Here is a 21,682-nt window from a genome sequence, read left to right on the forward strand (position 1 = left end):
TGTGACAAGAGAAAGAGCCATGAGCCAAACACCCTGGTGGCAGAGCGCCGTGATTTACCAGATTTACCCCAAGAGCTTTCAGGATTCCGGCGCCCGTGGCACCGGCGATCTCAAGGGGATCATGGCCCGCCTCGATTACCTCAAGACGCTGGGGGTCGATGCCCTCTGGCTGACCCCGGTTTACGTCTCGCCGCAGGTGGACAACGGCTACGACATCGCCGACTACCTTGCCATCGACCCCGCCTACGGCACCATGGCTGATTTCGAGGCGCTGCTGGCTGCCGCCCACGCGCGCGATATCCGCATCGTGATGGATATTGTGGTCAACCACACCTCCACCGAGCACGCCTGGTTCAAGTCGGCGCTGGGGGACAAGAACAGCCCCTACCGTGACTACTACATCTGGCGCGATCCGGTGGATGGCGGCGTGCCCAACAACTGGCAATCCAAGTTTGGCGGCAGCGCCTGGGAGCTGGATGAGCTCACCGGTCAGTACTACCTGCACCTGTTTGCCCGCGAGCAGGCGGATCTCAACTGGGAAAACCCGGCGGTACGTGCCGAGGTGAAAAACATCATCCACTTCTGGGCCAAGAAGGGAGTGGATGGGTTCCGCCTCGACGTCATCAACCTTATCTCCAAGGATCAGGCGTTCCCGAATGACGAGATAGGCGATGGCCGCCGCTTCTACACCGACGGGCCGCGCATCCACGAATTCCTGCAGGATGTGAGCCGCGACGTGTTTGCCCCGGTGGGAGCCATGACGGTGGGGGAGATGTCCTCTACTTCGCTGGAGCACTGCCAGCGCTATGGCGCGCTCAATGGCTCCGAGCTCTCCATGGTGTTCAACTTCCACCATCTGAAGGTGGATTACCCCAACGGCGACAAGTGGACCAAGGCGCCGTTCGATTTCCTCGAACTCAAGCGTATCTTCAACCACTGGCAGAGCGGCATGCACGGCAAGGGGTGGTCGGCGCTGTTCTGGTGCAACCACGATCAGCCGCGCATCGTCTCCCGTTTCGGCGATGAGGGCGAGCATCGGGTCGTGGCCGCCAAGATGCTGGCCAGCACGCTGCACGGCCTGCAAGGCACCCCCTACATCTATCAGGGGGAGGAGATCGGCATGACCAACCCCGGCTATCAGCGCATCGATGACTATCAGGATGTAGAGAGCCGCAACATCTTCGCTATCAAGCAGGCCGAAGGAGTGAGCGAGGCCGAGATCCTGGCCATTCTCGGTGCCAAGTCCCGCGACAACTCGCGCACCCCGATGCAGTGGAGCGCTGCGCCCAACGCCGGTTTTACCAACGGGACGCCCTGGCTCAAGCCCGCCGCCAACTATTCCGAGATCAATGCCGAGGCGGCGCTGGCCGACCAGCACTCGGTGTTCTGGCACTATCGTGATCTCATTGCGCTGCGCAAGGCGCACCCCATCTTCACTCAGGGGGATTATCAGGAGTTGCTGACGGGGCACCCGCAGATCTGGGCCTATGCCCGCCGCGCCAACGGTCAGACCCTGCTGGTCGTAAGCAACTTCTACGGCGAGCCGGTTGAGTTTGCCTTGCCTGATGAACTGCAAAGCGGGCAAGGTCGGCTGCTGCTCGGCAACTACCCGGATAGCCCGGCCCAACCGCAATCGGCTATGCTGCGCCCTTATGAATCCCTGATCTGGCTGATGGAGTAGGTAATGGAGAAGGTGGTGCGTGGTGCCGAGTGGCAGAAGATGGTTGCGGGGGAGCCTTATGATGCGGGCGATCCCGAGCTGAAAGCGGCGCGCGAGCGCTGCCGCAGGCTCTATCACACCTTCAACACCAGCTGGCAGGAGAAACCGGCGCGGGATGCTTTGCTTCACGAGCTGCTTGGTAGTCGCGGCCAGGAGTGCGCTATCAATCCGCCGTTCTTCTGCGATTATGGTGCCAATATCTTCGTGGGGGAGAACTTCTACGCCAACGTGGGCTGCACCATCCTCGATGTCTGCGAGGTGCACATTGGCGACAACGTGCTGCTGGCGCCCGGGGTACAGATCTACACTGCGGCTCACCCGGTGGCGGTGGCGCCTCGCATCAAGGGGGTGGAGTTCGGCAAGCCGGTGCGGATCGGTCACAACGTCTGGATTGGCGGCTGCACAGTTATCTGCCCCGGCGTCACCATCGGCGATAACAGCGTCATCGGCGCAGGCTCGGTAGTGACCAAGGATGTGCCCGCCAACGTAGTGGCGGCTGGCAACCCCTGCAAGGTGCTGCGGCCGATGACGGCACAAGAGCTTGAAGGGGTCATCTAGCGGTGAACAGGGGCCATGCCTGTTGCGCTATCTAATTGATAAAAAAGCGACTGTCAGATTATTTTGCATTCAGTGCTTATGTTCAGGACCGCTCGGCCGATACTGTTGAGTGCAGGAGGAACCCAATGGATATATCAAGTTCTGCAAATGCGTCGTTTGGTTCTGCGTTGATGGCGGCCAGTCTGGCCAAGAAACAGCAAACTCAAGAGGGCGAAGCTGCGCTGAAGCTGCTGCAAAACGCAGCGCAATCAGCGCCGGTTGCACCGACATCGGCCAACTCTTCTCTGGGAAGCAAGATCGATATTCGCGTCTGACCCTAATGAAAAAGCCCCCATCTCGCGATGGGGGCTTTTTATTGCCGCCACCGTTCACGCACTGGCATTCAGCAGTTTGCCAACCCCCTCCCCCTTGCCATTGGGCAGGATCTGTTTAAAAGCGCCGAGCAGCTGATCGAGATTGAGATCGCTGGCACCAAGGGTGCCCTTGAGGGTATCGAGTTCGCTTTGCAGCGCATCGAGGCGGGTACTCTGGGTGCCGTTGGCCAACTGGCTACAGGCGCTATCGATGGCGGCAGGAAGGGATTGGCCGCTATTCTCCTGCCCCAGAGTCTGCATCAGCTCACCCATAAAGTGGTTGATGGCTGGGCGATTTTGCTCGCTATTGGCATCCTTGATGCCGAGTCGCTGAAACAGACTCTGGACGGTCGGCAGCAGGCGCTCCTCCTGCACGGTTTGCTGCACAGGCTGGGGATTGGCACTGCTGCCGAGCAGCTGACTGCCCAGCTTGAGGGCGATTGAGGCAAGGGGAAGCAGGGTACTGATCATGATATCTCTCCGCGATGGCAGCCCTTGGTGGTGATGTGAGAAGGAATGCATAAGCGGGGCCAGAACGATGAAAAAAACGCCAGCCATAGCCAACTCATTGAGCCGCCCCGCGATTTGAATCGCTGCCTCGTGCTTGGGCATGACCAAAGTGGGCATCAGGAGGGCATCGGGCGGCCAGCAACTGCCGCTGGGGATCAGCGCGGCAAAGGGGCATTGCCGGAGCAAACCGGGAGCGGCGGGATGTCCTTATTCTCCACGCCAGCCATCCCCGCAAGCACACCTTTTTCATTCATGAAACTTATGACCATTAAGAACATGTAAATTTTCTTATCTAACATGTTCGCGCATGATGGCTCCCAAACCGGATTTGCCGTTGCCGCTATGCTGTCCGGCAGCCGCTCCCCCTCGCCTCTTTCGATTCTGGAGTCGTTATGTCACTGATTACCCCCCATATCTCCCCCGAAGTCAGCCAACTGGCCCCCGGCTTTCGCGCCCTGAGCATCACGGTAAAGGCCGCGACCGTGGTTGACCCGAAGGTGGGGGCGCGCGCTCTTGATGAAGCCTGCACCGCCATGCTGAGCGCCGATGTGCCGTGGGCAGAGGCGCACATCGCTGCCTGGGGCGATCTGTTCAGAAAGTTCGGCGCCAAGCCGCAGCGGACTCCCTGCTCCGCCGAGGCCCTGAGAAAACGGGTCGCCCGCGACGGCAACCTGCCAGCCATCGATCCCGTGGTCGATCTATACAACGCCATCAGCATCCGCTACGCCATTCCGGTCGGAGGCGAAAACCTGCTCGCCTATGAGGGGCTGCCGCGACTGGTGGTGGCAGATGGCAGCGAGCTGTTCGATACCATGAAAGGGGGCGAGCCCGCCCACGAATCTCCGGAACCCGGCGAGGTGGTCTGGCGGGATGAAAAGGGGGTCACCTGTCGGCGCTGGAACTGGCGGCAGGGTGTACGTACCCGACTAAGTGTCAATTCGGGCCAGATGTGGTTCATTCTGGAGAGCCTGCCCGAGATGCCGCTGGCTGCCTTGTATGAGGCTGGAGATAAGCTGATTGCAGGACTGAGGGAGATGATGCCGGCAGCGGTGATCGCACAGAGCCTGCTCGGCGATGTTGAGTAAACCGAAGGACGAGCCAACTCGTCACCGATAGATACAGAGAGGGGCGCCGCAGCGCCCCTCTCTCTTTTCACCCTGCTCAGCCCAGCAGCAGATAGAGCTGGTGCGCCGCAACCCCGGCACTCAAGCCGCCGATGGTGTGGGCGACGATGGCGCGGGAGGTGAGGTGGCGATAGCCGAGGGCATCGAGCATGGCGGTGTGGGTGCTTAAAAAGCCGCTCCAGCACATCCCCATGGCGGTAAACACCGCGACCTCGTTACCGGTGATCCACCCCTTGGCGATAAAGGGAGGCACCAGCGACATGGCGGCACCGACCGCACCGAGCGAGGTAGCCGGGAAGGCGACCAGCTCCGGTTGTTGGAAGCCAAACAGCAGGTCAAACAGCCAGCCCACCTTAGCAGCCAGCACCGGCAGCAGCGCAACCCCCTGGAAGGCTTCACCGGTATAACCCTTCTCCCCCGGGCCGAAGGTCAGCAGCATCACGAAAGTGCTGATGATCAGCACCCCGGGGATCACCGCCATCCCCAGCTCCACGCCCGATTTGCCACCATCGAGCAATGAGTTGAGGATCCGCAGCCAGCCGGGGGCAGCCTCTTTGGTCACCCCAACCTTGGAGCCATTGCCCGCTGGTTGCTCATCGATCAGCACTTCCCCCACCAAGGGGCGGATCATCCGCTGCATCAGTCGGGTAGAGACCACCGAGCCCACCAGAGCGCCGAGCAGCCCGATCAGCGCCGCGCTGGCGGTGGATTCACCGCTCGGCAACTGCAGAGTGGCCATAAAGGTGACCACGATCAGCCCCATGCCAAAGGCGGTGCCGAAGTTAGTGAGCGACACCAGTTGCCAGGGGGTGAAGCCTTTGCGAAAGCGGCTGTCCTTGGCGAGGCTGATCACCGCCGGGTTGTCGGAGAAGAAAGTCATCAGCGCCGCCAGCGCGGTGCGGCCGGGCAGACGAAACACCGGCTTCATCAGCGGGGCCAGCAGTACCTCCAGCAGGCGGATCACCCCGAACTCGCTCAACAGCTGGCTCAGGGCGCCGGAGAGCACTGTGATGCCCATGATAAAGAGCACGGTATTGAGCAGCAGCTGGTGGGCGGTATTGAACAGGGTATTGACCATGGCCGAGAGGCCCATCTGGCTGCCGAGGTAACCGAACAGGCTGCCGAGAATAAGCAGCACCAGCACCGGCTCCAGCCAGTCCCGAATAGCGGAAAGTCGCCCCTTTGACTCTATAACTACATGATTTTCCATATCTATCCTGCGGTTCATCTGTGCGTGTGTGGTTGTTTTTATGGTTGTTAACGGGCTGGGCCCAATAGAAAAAAGCCCTTGTCTTGCGACAAGGGCTTTTTGAATTGGCTCCTCCTACTGGACTTGAACCAGTGACATACGGATTAACAGTCCGCCGTTCTACCGACTGAACTAAGGAGGAATTGTACTTCGGAGACCAGATATCGCTATCTCATCAACCTTAATTGGTGCCCAGAGACGGAATCGAACCGCCGACACGGGGATTTTCAATCCCCTGCTCTACCGACTGAGCTATCTGGGCAAATGGTGCCGGCTACCGGAATCGAACTGGTGACCTACTGATTACAAGTCAGTTGCTCTACCTACTGAGCTAAGCCGGCACACTTTAAACCATTGTGCATGAACAAATTTTTATTTCATGGCACCAAAATTGGTGCCCAGAGACGGAATCGAACCGCCGACACGGGGATTTTCAATCCCCTGCTCTACCGACTGAGCTATCTGGGCGTGGGCGCTATTAAACGGATTTTAAGGCGGATGGTCAACGGGAAATTTCACTTTTTGTCTCGTTCGTCTTTTTTTTGCGCAACATCGCCCATTTCTGCCACTTCCTCGGCACAGGCCGCGCCTTTTCGCCCCCAGACTCTGGGTTCCTCTCCCTTGAGCAGGCGGGAGATGTTCTCATGATGGCGGATCAGAATGAGGCAGGAGAGCAGCGAGACTGGCAGGGTATATTCGGGTTTGAGCAGGTAGGTAAAAAGCGGTGTCAGCAGCACGGTAATGATGGAGGCCAGTGAGGAGTAGCCGCTCACCAGCAGCACCAGCAGCCAGGTGCCGATCACGGCCCCCCCCATGGTGAAGCCGATGGGCATCATGGTGCCCAGTGCCGTGGCGACCCCTTTGCCACCGCGAAAATGAAAGAAGATGGGGTACATGTGACCGAGGCAGGCGGCGACCCCGATAAAGCCGAGGTAGACGGGTTTGATCTGCAGATACCAAGCGAGATAGACGGGCACAGTCCCCTTGAGGACATCGAGCAGCAGCACCACCAGCGCCGCCAGCCGACCACCAAGACGCAGCACATTGGTCGCCCCCGGATTGTGGGAGCCATGATCCCGCGGGTCGGGCAGACCACTGCAGCGGGAGACCAGCACAGCACTGGATAGTGACCCCCCCAGGTAGGCCAGAATAATCATCAAAATCGTCAGGGCCGTCATCTTGGTCGTTTTTACCACGATATGAATGGGGTATGATGCGGGCCACATACGCTGGCATGGGCCCATGCCCACCCAGAGCGCCTCGGCAAGCCTGTTGCCCGGCCAGCATCCCTGCGCTGTCATCACAGCCCATCAAGAGTAAAGAAGAAGTACAGTCATGGACAAGGTGTTTATTCGCGGACTCGAAGTTTTGACCACCATAGGTGTATATGAGTGGGAGAAAGGCATTCGCCAGAAGCTCCGTTTTGACCTCGAGATGGGGTTCGACAACCGCCCCGCCGCCGCAACCGACGACATCAATCTGGCACTGGATTATGCCGACCTCTCCAACAAGATTTGCGAGCATGTCAGCGGTAAGGTGGTCGAACTGGTCGAGACCATGGCCGAACAGGTTGCCATGCTGGTGTTGGCCGATGAGCGGGTGCAGTGGGTCAAGGTGACCCTCACCAAGCCGGGCGCCGTGCCCAATGCCGCCGGGGTCGGCGTCGAGATCCTGCGCCATCGCACGCCAGCCGCGAGCAGCAACTGATGACCACCCTCTATATCAGCCTCGGCTCCAACATCGAGCGGGATCGCCATATCCGTGCCGGACTCGATGCGCTGCACGCCGAGTTTGGCGAGCTGCGGGTCTCCCGGGTATTTGAAAGCGAGGCGGTCGGCTTCAACGGCCGCCCCTTCTACAACCTGGTAGTGGCGGCCGACACCGACCTGCCGCTGGCCACCGTCTGCCAGCGACTGCGGGCCATGGAGTTCGCCCACGGCCGCGAGCCAGATGCCAAAAAATTCGCCCCGCGCACCCTGGATCTCGATCTGCTGCTCTATGGCGACCTTGTCTGCGACACCCCGCTGGTGCTGCCGCGCGGTGAAGTGCTCACCAACGCCTTCGTGCTGTGGCCGCTGGCCGAGCTGGCCCCCGCCCTGCGCCACCCCGCCGATGGCCGCACCATGGGCGAGCTGTGGCAAGCCTATGACAAGGCCTCCCAGCAACTGCGCCCCATTCCCTTTCACTGGGAAGCGTGCGAATTGCAGCATCACTGATCCACAAGGGCGCCTCACGGCGCCCTTGTGGTTTATCGCGAAATGAAGAGGGCCCGACCCTGCGAGGCTGGCAGGATAGCGCCCACGACAGGAAAACCCCATGCCACTTGATACCATTCACCATTTCAACTGCCAGCTGCTGGCCGAACTGCCCCACCAGCGCTATGAGCACGAACCCATCCTCGATTACGCTACCGACGAACGGGTCAAGGCCCGCCTCGGCTGGCAGGCGGAGTTCAGCAAGACCCTGTTTCTCAAGTTCAAGGATGGCCGCTTCGCCCTGCTGCTGACCCACAGGGACGGGCGGCTCGACAACAAGGCGGTCAAGGCCGCGCTCGGGGCCAAGCCCTCCATCTGCAGCGCCGAGGAGATGCAGGCGGAGATCGGCTGCCTGCCGGGGGCCGTCTGCCCCTTCCTGCCGCGCGCCGATATTCCGCTACTGGTTGACCCGCAACTGCTCAACCACACCGCCTTCACCTGGACTCCGGGCCACCCGGATCAGACCTTTCTGCTGGCGACCGTGCATCTGGCCGGGGTGCTGGCGCAGCTCCCCTGCGAGGTCAGCTATCTGCCTGCCCCGACGGCGTAGCCCCATCGCGCGCCAGCTGGGCGAAGATCAGTGCCGCCAGCATGGAGAGTAACCCGACGCAGAGGTAGGTAAGGTGGAATCCTGCCAGCCACTGGCCGTTGGCGGCTGAGGTGCCCGCCGAGAAGAGCCCGAGCAGGCTGGCGGCGATCGCCACCCCCAAGCTCATGGAGAGCTGCATCACCACCGAGAGCAGACCGTTGCCGCTGCTGGCCAGGGCCGGGCTCAACTCCCGCAGGGTCAGGGTATTCATGGCGGAGAACTGCAGCGAGTTGATGGCGCCAAAGATCGCCAGCCAGGCAAGCAGGACCCAGTGCGGCAACTGGTTGTCGATCAAGTAGAAGCTGGCGATCATCGCCCCCAGCAACAGGGTGTTGCCGACCAGAATACGGCGATAGCCCACCTTGGGAATCAGCTTGTTCACCAGCGTCTTGGTCAGCATGGCGCCAATCACGGTGGGGATCATGGTCATCCCCGCCTTGCTCGGCGAAAAACCAAGCCCCAGTTGCAGAAACAGCGGGGTGAGGAACGGCATGGCACCGCTGCCGAGGCGGGCAAACAGGTTGCCCCAGATGCCGATAGCGAAGGAGCTGGTTTTGAACAGCGCCAGACTGAACAGCGGCTGCTCCGCATTGGCGGCATAGAGCCAGTAACTCGCCATCGCTGCCAGCCCGAAAATGAGCGCAAACAGCGCCCAACCGGTGGAGATGCTGTGCTCCCCCAACCCCTGCAAGCCGACCGACACCAGTACCATGCCGACACTGAACATCACAAATCCCTGCCAGTCGAAACGGGCGGTCTGTTGGCGCAGCTCCGGCATAAAGTGCCAGCTGGCGAGAAAGCCGAGCAGCCCCACCGGCAGGTTGATGAGAAACACCCAGTGCCAGCTTGCCACCTCCACCAGCCAACCACCGAGCGCCGGCCCCATCAGCGGGCCGAGCAGCCCCGGGATGGTGACGAACGACATCACCCGCAGCAGCTCGTGTTTGTCATAGACCCGCAGCACTGCCAGTCGCCCCACCGGCATCAGCAGCGCACCGCCGATCCCCTGCAACACCCGGGCCGCCACCAGCATGAAAAGGGTGTTGGAGGCGGCGCAGGCGAGCGAGCCCAGCGTAAAGAGCGAGATGGCGGCCAGATAGATGCGGCGGGTGCCGAATCGGTCCGCCAGCCAGCCGGAGGCCGGGATCAGCAACGCCACTGTCAGCATGTAGGCGATGATCACCGACTGCATCTGCAGCGGGCTCTCCCCCAGCGTCTCGGCCATGCTCGGCAGGGCGGTATTGAGGATGGTGGCATCCAGCGCCTGCATAAAGAAACCGACTGCCGCCAGCAGGGGCAACCACTTGCGCTGGGCAGGGGTCACCCCGAGTGAAACTTCCGCCATAACAAACCACCTCCACTTCGGGAATAAAAAAGACCCGCTCTCGTTGTTACGGGCGGGTCATGACAGACATCAGGCGTCCGGTTGGCCGAGCATGGCTTTGAGCCGCTCTTCCAGAGTGGGCTCGGGGGCCTTGAGGGTCGCCATAAAGAGCTGCTCGATACCGGCCTTGTCCTGACTCTTCACGATAAACACCAGTCTGGACTGAGCCTTGCCCTCCGGCCAGTCGCCCAGCGCCTGCAGCGGATAGAGCTGGCCGTGAACGCCGTGGATCACCACCGGCTGGCTCTCCCCTTCCAGCTGCAAGATCCCCTTGAGGCGCAGCAGGGCATCGCCATATTGCGCCTGCACCGCATCGATGGCGGCCAGCAGACGAGAGGGCTTGAGCGGCTCACCGATACGCAAAGAGAAACTCTCGATGCTGCCGTGCTCGAAGTGGGTGGGCGCCGCGGTGCCCACCTTGGCGGCGAACGGTTGCATCTTCGGCTGCATGGGTGACGCCAGCCCCTGCTTGGGGGATTCGGTGCGCAGCCAGGCCAGCAGCTGGCGCACATCGCGCCCCGCTGCCTCATTGTAGGCGCCCAGCTTATCCAGCACCGCTGGCGACAGTTCGCCATTGGTCACCCGCTCGATGGGGGCGGCCGGATTGAGGGCCGCCAGCTGGGCTTCGACCCGCGCCAGTTGCTCGCTATCAACCAAATCGCCCTTGCTCACCACCAGCAGATCCGCCAGCGCTACCTGCTTCACCGCCTCATACTGGGCCGCCAACTGCTGCTCGATATGACCGGCATCCACCACGGTGACGGTGCCATCGAAGCGGTAGCGCTGAGCGATAAAGCCCTCTTCCCTCAACGTGAAGAGCACGGGGGCCGGATCCGCGAGGCCAGTGGTCTCGATAATCAGCCGCTTGAACGGTTTGATCTTGCGCTGAATGGCCTTCATAAACAGCCCCTGCAACGCCTCCACCAGAGAGCCCTGCACCGAGCAGCAGATGCAGCCGGAGTCGAGCAGCATCACCTGCTCATCCACCTGTTGCACCAGATGGTGATCCAGCCCCACCGAGCCGAACTCGTTGATCAGCACTGCGCACTCGCCAAGCTCCGGCTGCTTGACCCAGTGGTTGAGCAGAGTTGTCTTGCCGCTGCCAAGAAAGCCGGTCAGCAGGGTCACAGGGATACGAGTATCTTGCATATCGGTCATGTCAGATCCTTACCGGTTTGCAAACAGGTCGCTGAGCCAGCGGTTTTCAAAGCGGCCATGGGGGTCGAGCTCGGCTTTCAACGCCACGAAGTCGTTCCAGCGCGGCAGCAGGGCCGGGAAGTCGTAGAGATCCATCACCAGATGCTTGCCAAAATGGGGAATACCGCCAAGCGGCACCAGCAGTTGCTGCAACTCGCGCATCTGCTCCATGGAGCCGTTGACGAAGGTGCCGTCCGCCGCCAGATAGACCAGAAAACCGATCCAGCAGACCGACTGATCATAAGCTGCACTGAGCCAGGCCTCTGAAGGGCCGGTGCAGCGCAGGATAAAGGGGTAGTGCAATACGCCCGGGTTGGTCTGCTGCCAGGCCTGCAGGGTCTCCAGTGCCTCGTTCATCCGATGGAGCGGTACCGCCACCTCGCAGTTGATCTGGGGGGCAGGGATCCCCTTGCAGAGGATCTGGTAGACGTTGCCCACCAGATCGGAGGCATCCTTGAAGCGGCGCACCGTCTCGAAGTGCTCCCCCGCCAACGCCTCATCCTTGGTGTCTTTGGCCATCTTCTGCAGGGTGGCGTCGATCGTGGCATTAAGAGCAGCGTTCATGCGGGTGTCGATATCGCCATCAAGCAGCAACGGCTCGCTGCCGCCAGCGCGGTAGCGGGCAACCTCCTCATCGGAGGCGGGATCCACCAGCCAGATGTGGCTCTCGCCGGTCCAGGCAAACCACCAGCTCTTCACAAAGCCGTGCTCGCGGTTGAGCCGCTCGTTGTGCTCCAAGAGGAATGGGTAGTCGGTGGTGAACTTGGTGCAGCGCATGATGCGGTTGGGCACGGTACGCAGTGTGACGTCGAGCAGGATGCCGAGCATCCCCATCCCCATCACGAAGGCGCCGAAGCGCGGATCTGTGCGATCCACCCGGATGATGTCGCCATTGGCCAGCATCAACGTCATCGCCGCCACCGCATCGCACAGGGCAGACTGGTGCAGCCCCTGACCGTGGGTGCCGGTGCTGAGGGCGCCGCCCAGGGTCTGGATGCCGATAACGCCGGGGGATGCGGGCAGCATCCGCTCCATGGCGATCAGCTCGGCGTAGACGGTATCGAGCGGCGTCCCCGCCTGATAGGTCACGGTATCGGCCGTTTTCGCCAACTGGCCGCGTAGGTGGTGCAAGTCCACCAGCAGCGCCTGACTGCCCTCGGCATAGACGCTGTGAATGGGTTCAAAAGAGAGGCCGGAGCCGATAAGGCGCAGCTTGCGCTCGGGGTGTTCCCGCAGCAGCGCCTGCAGCTCATCGCGGGTTTTCGGGCGCCACACCTGATCCAGCGCCCCGAGCGGGTTGGTTCTCGACCAGTTGAACAGCACCTCCCGATTACCGATCGCCTTGATGCTGTGAAATGCCTGGAACTGCACCGTCATACCACCCCTAACACTGGTCGCTTGAGAAAAGAGCGTCAATTCTACCGAAAATCACCGAAAGAGGGACAAAAAAGCGCCCCGGCATCGGCCGGGGCGTGTCAGAGGTATAGGCTACGGCCATGATTGCCGAGCCATTCAGGCTGGGATCCGCCTTATACCGCTTGCTGCAGGATCACCGCATCGGCCTTCTTGGTGTAAGAGGCGATTTCGTTGAAGTTGAGGTAGCGATAGGTATCTGCCGCAGTGGCATCGAGCGCCTTGGCGTATTGCAGGTACTCTGCCACGGTCGGGATCTTGCCGAGGATGGCGGCCACCGCTGCCAGCTCCGCAGAGGCCAGATAGACGTTGGCACCTTTACCCAGACGGTTCGGGAAGTTACGGGTGGAGGTGGAGACCACGGAGGCCCCTTCCGCTACCCGCGCCTGGTTACCCATGCAGAGGGAACAACCCGGGATCTCGATGCGGGCACCGACCCGGCCGAAGATGCCGTAGTAGCCCTCTTCGGTCAGCTGATCCTTGTCCATCTTGGTCGGTGGCGCGATCCACATGCGGGTCGGCAGCTCGCCCTGATACTTCTCGAGCAGTTTGCCGGCGGCGCGGAAGTGACCGATGTTGGTCATGCAGGAGCCAATGAACACCTCATCGATCTTGTCGCCAGCCACGTCGCTCAGCAGACGGGCATCATCCGGATCGTTCGGCGCACAGAGGATCGGCTCCTTGATGGTGGCCAGATCGATCTCGATGATTTCGGCGTACTCGGCATCCTTGTCCGCTTCCATCAGGGTCGGGTTGGCCAGCCACTCTTCCATCCCCTTGATGCGACGGGTGATGGTGCGTACGTCGCCGTAGCCTTCGGAGAGCATCCATTTCAGCATCACGATATTGGACTTCAGATACTCGATGATCGGCTCTTTATCCAGCTTGATGGTGCAACCGGCAGCGGAACGCTCGGCGCTGGCATCTGCCAGCTCGAACGCTTGCTCTACTTTCAGGGTCGGCAGACCTTCGATCTCGAGGATGCGGCCGGAGAAGATGTTCTTCTTGCCCGCTTTCTCGACGGTCAGCAGCCCTTTCTGGATGGCGGCGTAGGGGATGGCATGGACCAGATCACGCAGGGTGATGCCCGGCTGCAGCTCGCCCTTGAAGCGCACCAGCACCGATTCCGGCATGTCCAGCGGCATCACGCCGGTAGCGGCGGCGAACGCCACCAGACCGGAGCCCGCCGGGAAGGAGATGCCGATGGGGAAACGGGTATGGGAGTCACCACCGGTACCCACGGTATCCGGCAGCAGCATGCGGTTCAGCCAGGAGTGGATGACACCGTCACCCGGACGCAGGCTCACACCGCCGCGGTTCATGATGAAGTCCGGCAGGGTGTGGTGGGTCTGCACGTCGATGGGCTTGGGATAGGCCGCGGTGTGGCAGAAGGACTGCATGGTCAGATCGGCGGAGAAGCCGAGGCAGGCCAGATCTTTGAGCTCGTCGCGGGTCATCGGGCCCGTGGTGTCCTGGGAGCCGACCGTGGTCATCTTGGGCTCGCAGTAGGTGCCCGGGCGAATGCCCTTCACGCCGCACGCCTTGCCCACCATCTTCTGGGCCAGGGTGAAGCCCTTGCCGGTGTCGGCGACAGGCTGCGGACGACGGAACACGGTGGAGAACGGCAGACCCAGCGCCTCGCGGGCCTTGTCGGTCAGGCCACGACCGATGATCAGCGGGATACGGCCACCGGCGCGCACTTCGTCGATCAGCACGTCGGTTTTCAGTTCAAACTGCGCCAGCACCTGTTCGGTGCCGTGTTTGCAGATCTTGCCGGCATAGGGGTAGATGTCGATCACATCGCCCATTTCCAGCTTGGAGACGTCCACTTCGATGGGCAGGGCGCCGGCATCTTCCATGGTGTTGAAGAAGATCGGGGCAATCTTGCCACCCAGACAGACACCGCCAGCGCGCTTGTTCGGCACGAATGGAATGTCGTCGCCCATAAACCAGAGCACCGAGTTGGTGGCAGATTTACGGGAAGAGCCGGTACCGACCACGTCACCCACATAGGCCAGCGGGAATCCCTTCTCTTTCAGGGCATCGATGGTCTTGATGGGGCCGACAGCGCCATCCTTGTCGGGGGTGATGCCGGGACGGGCGTTTTTCAGCATCGCCAGGGCGTGCAGCGGAATATCGGGGCGGGACCAGGCATCCGGCGCAGGAGAGAGGTCGTCGGTGTTGGTTTCGCCGGTCACCTTGAACACGGTGACGGTGATCTTCTCGGCCAGCTCCGGGCGCGAGAGGAACCACTCGGCATCGGCCCAGGATTGCATCACCTGTTTGGCGTGAGCATTGCCCGCTTTGGCCTTCTCCTCCACGTCGTGGAAGGAGTCGAACATCAGCAGGGTGTGGGAGAGCCCCTTGGCGGCAAGCGGCGCCAGCGTGGCGTGATCCAGCAGGTCGATCAGCGGCTGAATGTTGTAACCACCCTGCATGGTGCCCAGCAGTTCAACGGCTTCGGCGGAGCTCAGGATGGGAGAGTGGGCTTCGCCCTTGGCGACAGCGGTGAGAAAACCGGCTTTGACATAGGCCGCTTCATCAACACCGGGGGGAATTCGGGAAGACAACAGCTCTTTCAGAAAATCTTGTTCGCCAGCGGGCGGGTTCTTGAGCAATTCAACCAGGGCGGCGACCTGCTCTGCATCCAGAGGTTTGGCAACCACGCCCTCAGCGGCACGTTCTGCGACGTGTTTACGGTATGTTTCAAGCACGACTAATTCCTCTTTGGTCTTTTTTTGGGGTTCGCCCACGCTCGCGGCGATCGTCCTTGCGGGACACCCCGTAGGGTGCTCCCCACTATATAAGTTTTAACGACTAATTAAAATCCAAACCCTGTTTACTTATTCATCACAAAATCGTAACCAACTAAACAGGCAGGCATTTTTTGAAAATTAATTGACTGCCACCAACCAGAGTTAACAAATTGGCATCATTTCAGCATTATTCGAACGTACTGCCCAATTGCAGATAGAAGACGTCATTGCCCCCCTCCGCCATGCCGTAGCCAAGGAACACCGGGCCAAGGAAGCTCTCCACCCCGACATACACCGAACCGGCGGTAAACGAGCTTTCCAGACTGATATCCTCACCCTTGTTCCAGACCCCGCCCTGCTCCAGAGATCCACCCAGATAGAGCGGCATCTTGAGAGCACCGAAGTCATTGTCCGCCACCCGATAGATGTAGCGCAGGCCGCCAAGCAGGCTGTAGCGGCCGCTCAGCTGGTAGCGCTGGAAACCGGAGAGACGGAACAAGCCACCCAGATCCTGAATATGCAGCGGCACCACCTCTTCACTGCCCGAGCCCCCCCCTTCTAGGATCAGGTTGAGGCTATGCCGGTCCCATGACCAGGGCTTGATCATGGAGAGGTGATAGTTCCAGCCTTCACTGCCGCCATCTTCCGGCGTGAGACCCTCCACACTGACGTGGGCGTGGCCCAGTTTCATGTCCCATTTCACCCCCTGATAAGGGAAATAGCGGCTATCCAGATTGTCGTGTTCAAAGCGGACATAGGGGCCCCACGCCATGGCATCCATCTCGAGCCCCTTGACGTTCTTCACATCAATCGTGCCCAGCTGTCCCGTCAGCCCCATCGACAGCCTGCTCCAGGGCTGGCGGTTCCAGCCCACCGCCAGATCCGCGCTGAAGAAGGAGTATTCGGAGTCGAGATAGCTTCTCGCGACCGTCTCGGGATCCGGATTGGGGAAAAACAGGCGACGCAGGGTTTGGTCATAGGCCAGACTCGCCTCACCATAGAAGGTCTGGGAGGGTTCGAGCGGGGTATAGAAGTCGGTCTTGATATGTTTGGCCGTACCCAGTGACGCCTCGGTCAGCCACTCGGCCCCCCACTCGTTGACGTTGGTGAGGGTGTAAGAAGTACCGACGTTGTAGTTGGAGGTGTTCTCGAAGTCATCGGTGAAACCAAACTGGAAGTTGAGGTAGCCCGGCCCCCAGTTCTTCTCGCTGGCATCCACCAGCAGCACGTTCTCCCCATCGCGCTCCTCTACCTCATAGGTGATGCGGTCAAACGACTCAAGGGCATAGAGGCGGCGAATGCCCGCCTCCAGACTCTCGTTGGTTTGCACCTTGTCCGGCCGCACCTTGAGCATGGCGCGCACCGTCTCGTCAGAGAGGCGTGACTTGTTGATGATCTCCACCTTGTCGATGAAGTAGGCGGGCTGGCCACTGCGCTCGGCACGGCGACTCAGCTTCTGGTTGCGATAGGCGTTGTACTGCGCCTTGGTGAGCGACAGCTTATCGAGTTGCAGCGACGCCTTGTCAGCTGCAGCCTCACCCATCTTGATCCCCTCCGGCATGCGGGCAAAGTCGGCGATCCCCATATCGCCAAACTCGGGCACCAGCAGAATATCCTTGGGCCCCATGAGTGCCTTCTGCTTGTCGGTGCCCACCTGGGTCATGTAGGTGGTGAGCTGATCGATCATCGCCAGACCCGACTTGAGGGACTCGCGGGTACGCAGCTTGGCGCCGATATCCACCGCGATCACCACATCGGCCCCCATCGCCTTGGCGACATCGACCGGCATGTTGTTGACGCTACCGCCGTCCGCCAGGATGTGCCCCTCCCACTCCACCGGCTTGAGCGCGCCGGGGATCGACATGGAAGCCTGCATCGCCTTGGCGAGGCTGCCGTGATCCAGCACGAAGGGGGTGACCGTCTCCATATCGGTCGCCATGGCGCGGTAAGGGATGGCCAGATCGTCAAAACTTACCTGCACCGGCAGGTTGGAGGTGGCCCCCCGCAGCAGACTGGCCATGGATTGGCCCTGGAAGAAACCGTCCGGCAGCTGGGTGGTGTCACCATTCACCCCGATGTCGGTGCGCAGCTGATACTGCTCGTTCTGCTGCTTCTTGCGCAGCGACAGCTCGTCGCGACCGACCTTGTCCTGATACCCCTTGTTCCAGTCGATAGCCAGGGTGGTGCGCTCCACCTCCTCGGCGCTGAGCCCCATGGCGTACATCCCGGCCACATAAGAGCCCATGCTGGTACCGACTATGATGTCGACCGGGATGCGCTTCTGCTCCAGCACCTTGAGAATGCCGATATGGGCCGAGCCCTTGGCGCCGCCGCCGCTCAGGACCAGTGCCACCTTGGGGCGGCCACCATCAGCGGCCTGCACCAGCAGCGGCATGGCCGCCAGCATTACCAAAAGCAGACGGGTCCATCCCGCACCTAAGCTGCGCATCATTTTTTCCATATTATTCAGAGGGTCAGTCACCAGGGATGGCCTCTACTATAAGGGGCCGGGCCGTTAGCGCAACCGTCAATCCGCATCCCGAATGGCCAGCTCGTGGGAAGTGCGCGCCGTCGCCCCCGTGAGCGCAAACGTAATCCACAAATAAAGGGCCGCCAGCCTCATGGCCGGGGCTGCGCTGCCGCTAATATGAGCATCGTCAATCCTCCACCTTTTGAGCACGTTTATGCTGGCAACCCTTACTCTCAAACAGAAAATACTGGCCACGGTCACCCTGGCAGTGGTCGTCTCATGCCTGCTGGTAGGCTACTTCAGCCAGCGCTCGGCGCAGCAATTGATAGAAACCCGGATGTTCGAGCAGGAGCTGCCCAACCTGACCCAGCGCATCGGCAAGGAGATCGAGAAGGATCTCACCTCGGTCGCTGGCGCCGCCAGACAACTGGCCAACGATCGCTTCGTGCTGGACTGGGTGGCCCGCGGCATGCCCAAGGAGCAGGAAGCGATCCTGATCAACCAGCTCAAGGACATGGCGGCCCAATACGGGCTGGTCACCGCCTCTTTCGCCGATCGCCAGACCGCCGCCTACTACAACCAGGATGGCTTTCTGCGCAACCTGACGCCGGAGCAGGATGCCTGGTTCTACGGCTACACCAAGAGCCAGCAAGACCTGATGCTCAGCATCTTTCGCGAGAGCAACGGCGAGGTGAAGCTGTTCGTCAACTTCCAGCAGCTTAATGGTCGTGGCCTCGCCGGCCTCGCCAAGTCCCTCGACAGCATGGTCAACATGCTCGCCAACTTCCGCATCGGCGACAGCGGCTTGGTGTTCATGACCGACGCCAGCGGCAAGGTGAAACTGCACCCCGACGCCAGCCGTATCGACCGGGACAGCCTGGCCCAGCTGGCAAGCGGTAGCAGCAATCTGCTGAACAAGCAGCCCTTCGCCGCTACCCACGCCGAGATCGACGGCCAGCCGGTAGTGCTGGCCAGCAGCTATATCCCGCTGCTCGACTGGTATCTGGTGGCCCAGGTGCCGGAGGCTGAGATCTATGCCGAGCTGGACAGCGCCCGCCTGCACATCCTGCTGGTGAGCCTGGCCATCGCAGCCGGCATGGGGCTGCTCGGTATGCTGCTGGCCGGCTCGGTCAGTCGTCCGCTCAACCAACTGGCCAGCCTGTTCAAGGAGCTGGGCAGCGGTGATGGGGATCTCACCCAGCGCCTCAAAGTGGAAGGGCGTGACGAGCTGAGTCAGGTCGCCACCGGCTTCAATAACTTCGTCGCCAAGATCCACGCCTCCATCGAGCAGGTGGCAGAGAACTCCCGCCAGCTCGCTGCCACCGCCAACGAGGTGGCCAACAAGGCGCAGCTGACCCAGCACAACTGTACCGCCCAGCGCGACCGTACCGTGCAGGTGGCCACCGCCATCCACGAGATGGGTGCCACTGTGGGCGAGATCGCCGGTAACGCCTCGCTGGCAGCGGACGTTGCCAAACAGGCCAACAATCAGGCCGATGCGGGGGCCGTGGTAGTGGCGCAGGCGCGCCAAGGCATCGTTGGCCTCTCCGGGGAGATCGAGCAAGTCGCTGGCGTGATCGAGTCGCTGGCGAGCCAGACCGACTCCATCGGCAGCATCCTCGAAACCATCCGCAGCATCTCGGAGCAGACCAACCTGCTGGCACTGAACGCCGCCATCGAGGCCGCGCGCGCCGGTGAGCAGGGTCGCGGCTTCGCCGTGGTGGCAGATGAGGTGCGCAATCTGGCCAACCGCTCCGCCGCCTCCACCACCGAGATCCAGGGAATGATCAACCGCTTGCAGGAGCAGAGTGCCCGCGCCGTCAGCGCCATGGCCCAAGGGCGCAACCAGAGTCTGGAGGTAGTGAGTCAGGCCGATGAGGCCAACGCCGCCCTCGGCCAGATCAGTGCCCACATCACCCAGATCAACGACATGAATATCCAGGTCGCCACCGCCACCGAGGAGCAATCCAGCGTGGTCGGCGAGATCAACCGCAACGTGGAAGATATCAACCAGCTCACAATGGAGACCGCCGATATCGCCCACCAGCTGACCGAATCGAGCCGCAGCCTGCAGCAGCTCTCAGGTCAACTCGACAAGCTGGTCGGCAACTTCCGTCTGTAACCTGTTACTTCCTGTTGATGACTCACCAGAGGGCGCTGCGGCGCCCTCTGTCATAGCCACGGCAAACGGTGACGCACGACCATTCAAATGCCGTTATGCGACCCTCGAAATGCCTCATAATCAGCAAAAGACAGGAGGAGTTATGGGCAAGCTGATCGTAATGATATTGCTGGGGGGAGTGCTCGGCGCCTGCAGCAGCGGGCCGGTGCGGGTGCATGGTGCCGATGTGAGTGTGGACGACACCCGGATCCGGGTCAGCGATGGCAGTGGTGGCGGTTACGGCACCTTCTGTCCACCTGGTCAGGCCAAGAAGGGGCGCTGCTGACCGCCGGGTACCGAAAGACAGACAACAAAAAGCCGCTCATTCGAGCGGCTTTTTTATCCAAGCGGGGAAGAAAATTACTTTTTCTTCTTGGCCTTGGCGTTCGGCAGGTCGGTGATGGAGCCTTCGAACACTTCGGCAGCCAGACCCACGGACTCGTGCAGCGTCGGGTGAGCGTGGATGGTCAGCGCGATATCTTCGGCGTCGGCACCCATCTCGATGGCCAGACCAATTTCACCCAGCAGTTCACCACCGTTGGTGCCGACGATGGCACCACCGATGACACGGCCGCTCTCCTTGTCGAAGATCAGCTTGGTCATGCCGTCAGAGCAGTCGGACGCGATGGCACGACCGGAAGCAGCCCACGGGAAAGTGGCGACTTCGAAGTTCAGGCCCTGTTGCTTGGCTTCCTTCTCGGTCAGACCAACCCATGCCATCTCTGGCTCGGTGTAGGCGATGGACGGGATCACTTTCGGGTCGAAGTAGTGCTTCTTGCCGGCGATCACTTCGGCGGCCACGTGACCTTCGTGGACACCTTTGTGCGCCAGCATCGGCTGACCCACGATGTCACCGATGGCGTGGATGTGGGCCACGTTGGTACGCAGCTGCTTGTCCACCTCGATGAAACCGCGCTCGGTCACGGCAACGCCAGCCTTCTCGGCATCCAGCATCTTGCCGTTCGGCACCCGACCTACGGCAACCAGCACGTTGTCGTAACGAACCGGCTCGGCCGGAGCGTGCTTGCCTTCGTAGGAGACGTACAGGCCGTCTTCGCGCGCTTCAACTGCGGTGACCTTGGTCTCCAGCATGATGTTGAATTTCTTGGCCACACGCTTGGTGTAGATCTTGACGATGTCTTTGTCGGCAGCCGGAACCAGCTGGTCGGCAAATTCCACCACGTCGATCTCGGAACCCAGAGAGGAGTAAACGGTCCCCATCTCCAGACCGATGATGCCACCACCGATAACCAGCAGTTTGCCGGGAACGGTTTTCAGCTCCAGCGCATCGGTAGAGTCCCATACGCGCGGGTCATCATGGGGGATGAACGGCAGCTTCACCGGACGGGAACCGGCCGCGATGATGGCGTTGTCGAAGGTCACTGTGGTCTTGCCCTCTTCCCCGGTCACTTCCAGGGTATTCGGGCCGGTGAACTTGCCGAAGCCGTTCACAACCTGAACTTTGCGCATCTTGGCCATGCCAGCCAGACCGCCGGTCAGCTGGTTGATAACCTTCTCTTTCCACAGACGGATCTTGTCGATGTCGGTCTGCGGCGCACCGAAGACGATGCCGTGCTCGGCCAGCGCCTTGGCTTCTTCAATCACTTTGGCAACGTGCAGCAGCGCCTTGGAGGGAATGCAGCCCACGTTCAGGCAGACGCCACCCAGGGTGGAGTAACGCTCGACGATAATAGTATCCAGACCCAGATCGGCTGCACGGAAAGCAGCGGAATAACCGGCAGGGCCAGCACCCAGTACTACGACCTGGGTTTTGATTTCTTTACTCATCATGACCTCTTTGTCGTTCTTATATCCCCGGACAGCGCAGTCTTATGCCTTTTTTTCCTTGTAAAACAAGAGGCCGCTGCAGCCGCGAAAAAAACGGGGCAAGTTTACGATCATGTTAATGAAATGAGAAGTAAAAAGGGCAGGCTCTGGGCCCG

The 21,682-nt window shown here is 61.0% G+C and carries 18 protein-coding genes and 4 tRNA genes; 9 read left to right on the top strand and 13 right to left on the bottom strand.

Going from position 1 to position 21,682, the window contains the following annotated elements:
- The first annotated feature begins 19 nt into the window (after positions 1-19).
- The 3 genes from treC (at position 20) to NMD14_17690 (ending at position 2,592) form a co-directional block, all read left to right on the top strand.
- On the top strand, positions 20-1,681 hold the full coding sequence (gene treC, locus NMD14_17680; GenBank protein ID XEI32525.1) for an alpha,alpha-phosphotrehalase: 1,662 nt from the start codon (positions 20-22) through the stop codon (positions 1,679-1,681).
- Between the two features lie 3 nt (positions 1,682-1,684).
- Positions 1,685-2,278: a sugar O-acetyltransferase gene (locus NMD14_17685; GenBank protein ID XEI32526.1), complete on the top strand. Its 594-nt coding sequence runs from the start codon at positions 1,685-1,687 to the stop codon at positions 2,276-2,278.
- 125 nt (positions 2,279-2,403) lie between these two features.
- Entirely contained in the window at positions 2,404-2,592 is a 189-nt protein-coding gene (locus tag NMD14_17690; GenBank protein XEI32527.1) for a hypothetical protein, read from the top strand.
- Between the two features lie 54 nt (positions 2,593-2,646).
- Here NMD14_17690 and NMD14_17695 read toward each other — a convergent pair whose 3' ends face one another.
- A complete protein-coding gene (locus tag NMD14_17695) occupies positions 2,647-3,102 on the bottom strand; it encodes a hypothetical protein (GenBank protein ID XEI32528.1) in 456 nt (151 codons plus the stop codon).
- Between the two features lie 431 nt (positions 3,103-3,533).
- Here NMD14_17695 and NMD14_17700 point away from each other — a divergent pair, with 431 nt between their 5' ends.
- Entirely contained in the window at positions 3,534-4,226 is a 693-nt protein-coding gene (locus tag NMD14_17700; GenBank protein XEI32529.1) for a B3/4 domain-containing protein, read from the top strand.
- A 76-nt stretch (positions 4,227-4,302) separates the two neighbouring features.
- Here the strand turns inward: NMD14_17700 and NMD14_17705 are convergent, their stop codons facing one another.
- From NMD14_17705 to plsY, 6 genes are all read right to left on the bottom strand, one after another.
- Positions 4,303-5,475, bottom strand: coding sequence for a hypothetical protein (locus NMD14_17705; GenBank protein ID XEI32530.1), 1,173 nt, complete (start codon positions 5,473-5,475; stop codon positions 4,303-4,305).
- A 105-nt stretch (positions 5,476-5,580) separates the two neighbouring features.
- Positions 5,581-5,656: transfer RNA gene (locus tag NMD14_17710), tRNA-Asn, on the bottom strand.
- 44 nt (positions 5,657-5,700) lie between these two features.
- Positions 5,701-5,776, bottom strand: a tRNA-Phe gene (locus NMD14_17715).
- 3 nt (positions 5,777-5,779) lie between these two features.
- Positions 5,780-5,855: transfer RNA gene (locus NMD14_17720), tRNA-Thr, on the bottom strand.
- A gap of 51 nt (positions 5,856-5,906) precedes the next feature.
- A tRNA-Phe gene (locus tag NMD14_17725) sits at positions 5,907-5,982 on the bottom strand.
- Between the two features lie 47 nt (positions 5,983-6,029).
- Positions 6,030-6,692: a glycerol-3-phosphate 1-O-acyltransferase PlsY gene (plsY, locus tag NMD14_17730; GenBank protein XEI32531.1), complete on the bottom strand. Its 663-nt coding sequence runs from the start codon at positions 6,690-6,692 to the stop codon at positions 6,030-6,032.
- 157 nt (positions 6,693-6,849) lie between these two features.
- Between plsY and folB the strand changes: the two genes are divergently transcribed.
- The 3 genes from folB (at position 6,850) to NMD14_17745 (ending at position 8,319) form a co-directional block, all read left to right on the top strand.
- Positions 6,850-7,221, top strand: coding sequence for a dihydroneopterin aldolase (gene folB / locus NMD14_17735; protein XEI32532.1), 372 nt, complete (start codon positions 6,850-6,852; stop codon positions 7,219-7,221).
- Positions 7,221-7,730: a 2-amino-4-hydroxy-6-hydroxymethyldihydropteridine diphosphokinase gene (folK, locus tag NMD14_17740; protein XEI32533.1), complete on the top strand. Its 510-nt coding sequence runs from the start codon at positions 7,221-7,223 to the stop codon at positions 7,728-7,730. Before folB ends, folK begins: the two co-directional genes overlap by 1 nt.
- 100 nt (positions 7,731-7,830) lie before the next feature.
- Entirely contained in the window at positions 7,831-8,319 is a 489-nt protein-coding gene (locus NMD14_17745; protein ID XEI32534.1) for a YbaK/EbsC family protein, read from the top strand.
- On the opposite strand, the gene mdtD is transcribed toward NMD14_17745, so the two are convergent.
- The 5 genes from mdtD to NMD14_17770 form a co-directional block, all read right to left on the bottom strand.
- Complete coding sequence (gene mdtD / locus NMD14_17750; GenBank protein ID XEI32535.1) at positions 8,291-9,703, bottom strand: multidrug transporter subunit MdtD; 1,413 nt, start codon at positions 9,701-9,703, stop codon at positions 8,291-8,293. The two genes, NMD14_17745 and mdtD, sit on opposite strands and share 29 nt — an antisense overlap.
- A gap of 69 nt (positions 9,704-9,772) precedes the next feature.
- The gene (locus NMD14_17755; protein ID XEI32536.1) at positions 9,773-10,900 is read right to left on the bottom strand and encodes a GTP-binding protein; all 1,128 of its coding nucleotides are present in this window, start codon (positions 10,898-10,900) and stop codon (positions 9,773-9,775) included.
- A gap of 9 nt (positions 10,901-10,909) precedes the next feature.
- The gene (locus NMD14_17760; GenBank protein ID XEI32537.1) at positions 10,910-12,316 is read right to left on the bottom strand and encodes an FAD-binding protein; all 1,407 of its coding nucleotides are present in this window, start codon (positions 12,314-12,316) and stop codon (positions 10,910-10,912) included.
- Positions 12,317-12,468: 152 nt separating this feature from the next.
- Complete coding sequence (acnB, locus tag NMD14_17765; GenBank protein XEI32538.1) at positions 12,469-15,066, bottom strand: bifunctional aconitate hydratase 2/2-methylisocitrate dehydratase; 2,598 nt, start codon at positions 15,064-15,066, stop codon at positions 12,469-12,471.
- Positions 15,067-15,295: 229 nt separating this feature from the next.
- Positions 15,296-17,557, bottom strand: coding sequence for a patatin-like phospholipase family protein (locus NMD14_17770; GenBank protein XEI32539.1), 2,262 nt, complete (start codon positions 17,555-17,557; stop codon positions 15,296-15,298).
- 235 nt (positions 17,558-17,792) lie between these two features.
- Between NMD14_17770 and NMD14_17775 the strand changes: the two genes are divergently transcribed.
- Complete coding sequence (locus NMD14_17775) at positions 17,793-19,700, top strand: methyl-accepting chemotaxis protein (GenBank protein XEI32540.1); 1,908 nt, start codon at positions 17,793-17,795, stop codon at positions 19,698-19,700.
- Between the two features lie 142 nt (positions 19,701-19,842).
- Positions 19,843-20,025, top strand: a complete 183-nt coding sequence (locus tag NMD14_17780; GenBank protein ID XEI32541.1) for a hypothetical protein — start codon at positions 19,843-19,845, stop codon at positions 20,023-20,025.
- A gap of 74 nt (positions 20,026-20,099) precedes the next feature.
- Here the strand turns inward: NMD14_17780 and lpdA are convergent, their stop codons facing one another.
- Complete coding sequence (gene lpdA, locus NMD14_17785) at positions 20,100-21,527, bottom strand: dihydrolipoyl dehydrogenase (GenBank protein ID XEI32542.1); 1,428 nt, start codon at positions 21,525-21,527, stop codon at positions 20,100-20,102.
- Positions 21,528-21,682 lie beyond the last annotated feature (155 nt).

This window comes from Aeromonas veronii, from assembly GCA_041319085.1.
Taxonomy (GTDB): domain Bacteria; phylum Pseudomonadota; class Gammaproteobacteria; order Enterobacterales; family Aeromonadaceae; genus Aeromonas; species Aeromonas veronii_F.